This window comes from Bradyrhizobium sp. AS23.2, assembly GCF_001908185.1.
Taxonomy (GTDB): domain Bacteria; phylum Pseudomonadota; class Alphaproteobacteria; order Rhizobiales; family Xanthobacteraceae; genus Bradyrhizobium.
In genome coordinates this window covers 1-6,218 of sequence record NZ_LGHM01000052.1, presented here as the reverse complement: position 1 = coordinate 6,218, position 6,218 = coordinate 1, and the positions used below count along the sequence as shown (strand labels likewise).

The window sequence follows — 6,218 nt, the reverse complement described above, 5'->3', positions numbered from 1 at the left end:
AGACCTTGCTCTTTCAAACCCCGGCTGAGAAGTTCGCAAAATGTGTTGCGGCGATCCGTTGAACCCGCCGGACAAAGCGGACATCAACCAGCCGACAATCCCCACCAAGTCCGTCGAAAGTGACCCAAGGCAGACTTCCGTTGATCTAGATCAACAAGACCGCGCTTCTGCTTCTCTAAGCCAAATTGGATAGCACCTGCAGCGAGGTAGCGGCTATTTATAACGCCGGGAGCGGGCATGACCGCTTGTGGACATGTCCTGTTTCTAAATTGCGCGGATATTCACGCCCGATCACCGGCCCCACGAAATCCCAGTTAAGAAGCAGTTCTCATTTCGAACATGCGGCTCAAAGCCAATTGAGGAGGGTTCCATGCCTCTTCAGATCGCTCCGCCTCGTAATCCGGCCGCCTCGCCGAACCGTCGTGTACGACACCCGTACGTCCGGTGGTGCGGGCTAATCGCCGCTGTCTGCGCAACAAGCGTGTGCTGGGCACAAGTTAGAACGCCCATTCCGAAGATCGCAGTAACGACTTATCATTACGATACTTTTCGAACGGGTTGGAACTCGCATGAGGAGATACTGAATCCGACCCTGAGGCGATGTTCCGCTTATGCTTGCGCCATTGAAAGATTTGGCCTTCTGGCACGGGTTGCGCTGGACGATACCGTGTACGCACAACCGCTCATCGTGCCAGACATCACGATCAGCGGAGCAGGAGTGCCCCCTGGCCCGCATGACGTCGTTTATGTGGTTACAGAGAACAACTCAATCTACGCAATCGACGCGAATAACGGCGAGATTCTCCTCTTCCGTAATCTGGGACAGGCCGTACCTGCTCCGCCGAATTCCGCCGAGATGCATGCCTGTAGGAATAACGGTCCGCGCATTGGAATTGAGTCGACACCCGTAATTGATCTCGCTCAGGGCACTATGTACCTGATGTCCTATACTATGGGTGACGTGCAACCCGCCTATCGGCTTCATGCGATTGATCTGGCCACGCTAAATGACAGGGTAGCCCCGGTCGTTGTCTCGGCTTCGCACAAATTGGACGACGGTAGCACGTTTGTCTTTGATGCGGCCAAGCATCGTCAGCGCGCGGCGCTTCTTCTGGCGCATGGCAACATCTACGCGGCTTTTTCAAGCTGGTGTGATCGCACATCCGCTTCGCGGGGCTGGCTGCTTGGATGGGGCGCCGCTGATTTAAAGCCATTGGAAGCAAACTTCTTACCCGATCGCTCGCCAACTTTGCCGGCGCTTTCAACTATTTGGATGTCCGGTTACGGCATAGCGGCCGTCGCCGGGCATCTCTATTTCGCTACCGGCAACTCCAGGAAGAACACTTACGATAGTAACAACAATTTATCTGAAAGCGTTGTCAAAGTATCGGCTGACCTAAGGCAGGTCCTAGATTTCTTTACACCGTCAAACGTCAACCAGCTCGACACCAATGATGTGGATCTCGGTTCTGGCGGAGTGCTTCTTTTGCCCGACCAATTAGGCAATGTACGTCATATGGCCGCAGCCGCGGGCAAGGACGGCCAGATGTTTTTGATTGACCGAAATAACATGGGTGGCTTCAACACCGCCGCCAATCATGTTCTCGATACGAAGCAAATCGGAGCGTGCTGGTGCGGTCAGTCGTACTACCTTAATAACATCGTGAGTAGCGGCGGTACACGGGTTGGCGTTTGGCAAGTCATCACGTGGCCATCGCCAAGCTTGACGCAGATCCATTCCTCGACGGACCTACCCCTCGGGGGCGACTCGCCCGGGTTCTTCACCTCTATTTCATCCAACGGCGAGGCCGACGTGATCATTTGGGCTGTGTCGCGTAGCAATAGCTCCCCACCAGGCGGGCCAGAGCCCACCCTATTCGCGTTCCAACCAATACCGGGAACATTCGAGCTCAAGCTGTTATTCCAATCGGTTGCTGGAAACTGGGATGTGCCGCTTCAGGCGAACTGGAACGAGGGCGCCAACTCCAACATTGTGCCGGTCGTTGCGAATGGACAAGTTTACGTTGCGAGCTACAAAGAGCTGGACATTTTTGGCTTCGTGCCACCCGTGGCGGAAGCGCGTACTACAGAGATAATTCAGAACGCCTCAGGGCAAATCATCGCAGTCAGCGGTTCCCAGTTCACGCTGAAGACTGGAACGGGCACCGAGGTACGAGTGGAGGCTGAGCTTGCCATCAAAAACGGTCTAAGCCCAGAACTGGTCGTCGGTCAGGGTGTAAACGTATCCGGCAACGTGGATGCGCAAGGTTTGCTTCACGCCGACGTCATCAAGCCTGCCCGTACTGCCAAAAAACCGTAACTGGTCGGGCTGCAACATACAGTCGAAGGAAATAATGGGCATAAAGGTCGCGATTTTAGGCACGCAGCCTACAAGTTACTGGCCGCTTGACGATCTGATTGGCTCTTGGTGCCACGACGAGTTAGGTCTCCACGACGCCTCAGTGCCTGCTGAAGGCGTGAGTCTCGCGGTCATTCCGTTCGGCGAGTCGCAAGCTCCCTATTTCGATGGGGGATCGGGAAGCTATTTGACGATTGACAGCGATCCAAAATACTCGCACGCCTACGCGAACGCTCTGACCGTCGCCGCATGGATTTGTCCGCTGGCACTCGACAACGTGCAAACTACAGGATCGAACGATCAGTTCGTTCATTTCGTGGAGAAGGCGGTTAGCCCTTCAACTGATGTCGAGTGGGTCTTGCGGCTCTATAATCAGACAAATCCAAATCGTCATTCGCGGCTTTCTTTCTACACCTTTAACTTGGGTTCTCCCGCAGGCCAAGGCAACGGTTCCTACATGGAATACGGCGTTTCCGCCAATGACGAGACGCCGATCGAGTTAGGCAAATGGGTGTTCGTCGTAGGGCAAGCCGAGCACTGGATCTCGGCAACCGATCGCACCAAGGGCTGCATCTTATGGAAACAAGCGATCGAGGCAAAGCGCATAGCTGCCGATAAGTATGGCGACTTTAACGTACATCCTGAAGACGGGTCGGGTCCTTTAACCGTCGGGGGAATGGAGACGACAGGTTACAAAGGAGCGATCTCGCATCTCGCCATTTGGAACAGGCTGCTTTCCGCGTCTGAAATCGCCTCGATATGGACGGCGGGCACTATCGATCTGCGCGGCACGGCCATGTATCACAGTTATGTTTAGCCAAAAATAGTGACCGCTTCGACTTCCAGCGCATCCCCCGTTCCATCGACAGAATCGGAATCGACCATCAGTCGCTGGCTCTGGTCGATCGGCGATATCGTGATCTGGGACAACAGAGTCCGATATTGGCCCGAAACGGCTGATGGCCGATGGGCAGAGCATGTCCGCTCTGCCCTGGTGATTCAGACATCAACTTGTTCGGCAATTGCGAGCGCGTCGTCCACCTCGATGCCGAGATAGCGGACTGTGCTTTCGATCTTGGCGTGACCGAGCAACAGCTGCACGGCTCGCAAATTCCCTGTGCGGCGGTAGATCAGCGTTGCCTTGGTCCGGCGCAGCGAGTGGGTGCCAAACACCCTCGGGTCAAGCCCGATGCTTGTCACCCAATCTGCAAGCAGGCGAGCATATTGGCGCGTTGTCATTGCCCGATCGCGCCCACGACGTCCAGTGAACAGATACTCACCTGGCCTTTTGCCGGCTTCCCTCAAGAAGTCGTCAACGGCTTGCCGCGTCTGATCCGTCAACTCGAACTTGACCGGCCTCCCAGTCTTCTTCTGCCGGACGGTTGCACGATCGACCGCATAGCCACTCGGAGCGACATCTTCGACCCTCAAGGCGACGACGTCGCAACCACGCAACTTGCTGTCGATCGCAAGGTTGAAAAGGGCAAGGTCGCGGGTCCGTCTTTCGATCAGGAGCCGGGTTCGGATCGACCAGACTTGGTTTGGCCGCAGCGGAGGTTTCGCTCCGATCAACTTGCCCTTGTTCCACGCTGCGCGGCGAGCTTTAGTAGAGAGGCTGACTTCGTCAGGCATGATCGTACTCCTCGGTTTGTGAGGGCATCGAGCATGCGTTTTGACGCGCAGATCGTGTCTGCTTTCAGAGGCCTGCGGCCGTGGAGGGGCTCGGGGACCATCTTAGGTACACAGCGAATGACCCGTTGCGGACGTCCCGTTTGAGTGTTGCTCATCTGGCGCTAAAGGTTTGCCGTTCTGCCGACTTTGCATAGTCGATGCGGCCGCCGCGCCCTACGGTTCGAAGTAAACTAGACTTCCGACGCTTTCGAACGCCAGTCGATGGGGCGAACCGATCCCATCGTCTCAAATACTTGACAAGGGAGGCACCAAATGACCTGCAAGCTGCCACTCTATTGCTTTGCCGCGTTACTTGCGTCTGCCACACTCTTTAGCCCAATGGCTCCAGCGAATGCGCAGGCTCAGAAACCCAACATCATCCTGATTTTGTCCGATGATTTCGGTTACGGAGACTCTGGTCCCTATGGGGGCGGCGAGAACCGCGGTATGCCTACTCCAAGCCTCGACCGACTGGCGAGTGAAGGCATGACGTTCCTGTCGTTCTATGCCCAGCCGAGTTGCACGCCCGGTCGCGCCGCCGTCCAGACCGGCCGCATCCCGAACCGAAGCGGCATGACAACTGTGGCGTTTCAGGGCCAGGGCGGCGGCCTGCCGGCAGCCGAATGGACGCTGGGTTCTGTGCTGAAGACGGGGGGGCTACAACACCTTCTTCACGGGCAAATGGCACTTGGGCGAAGCCGATTATGCGCTACCCAACGCGCAGGGCTACGATGAGATGAAATACGCCGGCCTTTATCATCTCAACGCCTATACCTACGGTGATCCAACCTGGTTCCCCGATATGGACCCGGAGCTGCGCGCCATGTTTCAGCGCGTAACCAAGGGCGCAATGTCTGGCAACGCAGGACAACCCGCGCGCGAGGAATTCAAGATCAACGGTCAATACGTCAACACGCCGCAACAGGGCGTGGTCGGCATTCCGTTCTATGACGAGTATGTCGAGAAGGCATCGATCGAGTATCTCGATAGAGCCGCCAAGGCTGACAAGCCGTTCTTCATGAGCATCAACTTCATGAAGGTGCACCAGCCCAATATGCCGGCGCCCGAGTTCCAGCTCAAGTCGCTGTCAAAGAGCAAGTACGCGGACTCCGTTGTCGAGAACGACACGCGGATTGGCCGGGTCATGGACAAGGTGCGCGCGCTCGGTCTCGACAAGAACACCTACGTCTTCTGGACCACTGACAATGGAGCTTGGCAGGATGTCTATCCTGACGCAGGCTACACGCCATTCCGCGGCACCAAGGGCACGGTGCGAGAGGGTGGCAATCGCGTTCCATCCATCGCCTGGGGGCCGAACATCAAGTCCGGGACTAAGAATTCCGACATCGTCGGCGGCCTGGATTACATGGCCACTTTCGCAGCGCTTGCCGGCGTGAAACTACCGGAAAACGACCGCGAGGGAAAACCTATCATCTTCGACAGCTACGACATGTCACCTGTGCTGTTCGGCACCGGCAAGTCCGCGCGTAAGTCGTGGTTCTACTTCACCGAGAACGAGTTGACGCCCGGCGCCGCGCGGGTCGGCAACTACAAGGCCGTGTTCAATCTGCGCGGTGACGACGGCGCCTCAACCGGCGGGCTCGCTGTGGACTCCAACCTGGGCTGGAAGGGCGCGGAGAAGTATGTCGCAACTGTCCCGCAAGTCTTCGATCTTTGGCAGGACCCCCAGGAACGCTACGACATCTTCATGAATAACTTCACAGAGCGAACCTGGACGATGATAACAATCAGCGCGGCGATCAAGGACTTGATGAAGACATACGTGCAGTATCCGCCGCGCAAGTTACAGAGCGAAAGCTACAGTGGTCCGATTACACTCTCTCAGTTTGAGCGGTTCCAATATATCCGCGATACGCTTGCGAAGGAGGGCATTAGCATCCCATTGCCTACGGGCAATTAGCTCATCACCAGAAACGCTGCGTCCTCCGAATTCGGCCTCCTGCACTCCGGTTCAGGAGGCCAATCTCTTTTGACGAGGCCCGAGTCTGCTTCTGGCCCTGAGCCGACGTGCAGCGAAAGCTCTGGCATGTCCGCTTTCGCAGACCGAGCGGACCGAGCTGCGGGCAGCCGCAACCTTCCGCTTCTGACCCTGGCTGTGTAAAAACGCGAACTCCGGCGGATGGCGGAGCATCTACTTCTCAGATCACGCGGCACCGAAGCTCTGTAT

Annotated in this window: 3 protein-coding genes and 1 pseudogene; 3 read left to right on the top strand and 1 reads right to left on the bottom strand. The window is 56.7% G+C overall.

Annotated elements, in window-relative coordinates; genetic code table 11:
- The first annotated feature begins 667 nt into the window (after positions 1 to 667).
- Together AC630_RS12785 and AC630_RS12780 are read left to right on the top strand one after the other, a co-directional pair.
- On the top strand, positions 668 to 2,320 hold the full coding sequence (locus AC630_RS12785) for a PQQ-binding-like beta-propeller repeat protein (protein ID WP_074118884.1): 1,653 nt from the start codon (positions 668 to 670) through the stop codon (positions 2,318 to 2,320).
- A gap of 34 nt (positions 2,321 to 2,354) precedes the next feature.
- A complete protein-coding gene (locus AC630_RS12780) occupies positions 2,355 to 3,176 on the top strand; it encodes a LamG-like jellyroll fold domain-containing protein (RefSeq protein ID WP_074118883.1) in 822 nt (273 codons plus the stop codon).
- 182 nt (positions 3,177 to 3,358) lie between these two features.
- On the opposite strand, the gene AC630_RS12775 is transcribed toward AC630_RS12780, so the two are convergent.
- Complete coding sequence (locus AC630_RS12775) at positions 3,359 to 3,991, bottom strand: tyrosine-type recombinase/integrase (protein WP_074118882.1); 633 nt, start codon at positions 3,989 to 3,991, stop codon at positions 3,359 to 3,361.
- 378 nt (positions 3,992 to 4,369) lie between these two features.
- Here AC630_RS12775 and AC630_RS12770 point away from each other — a divergent pair.
- Positions 4,370 to 5,951: pseudogene (locus AC630_RS12770) on the top strand (arylsulfatase).
- Positions 5,952 to 6,218: the final 267 nt, after the last annotated feature.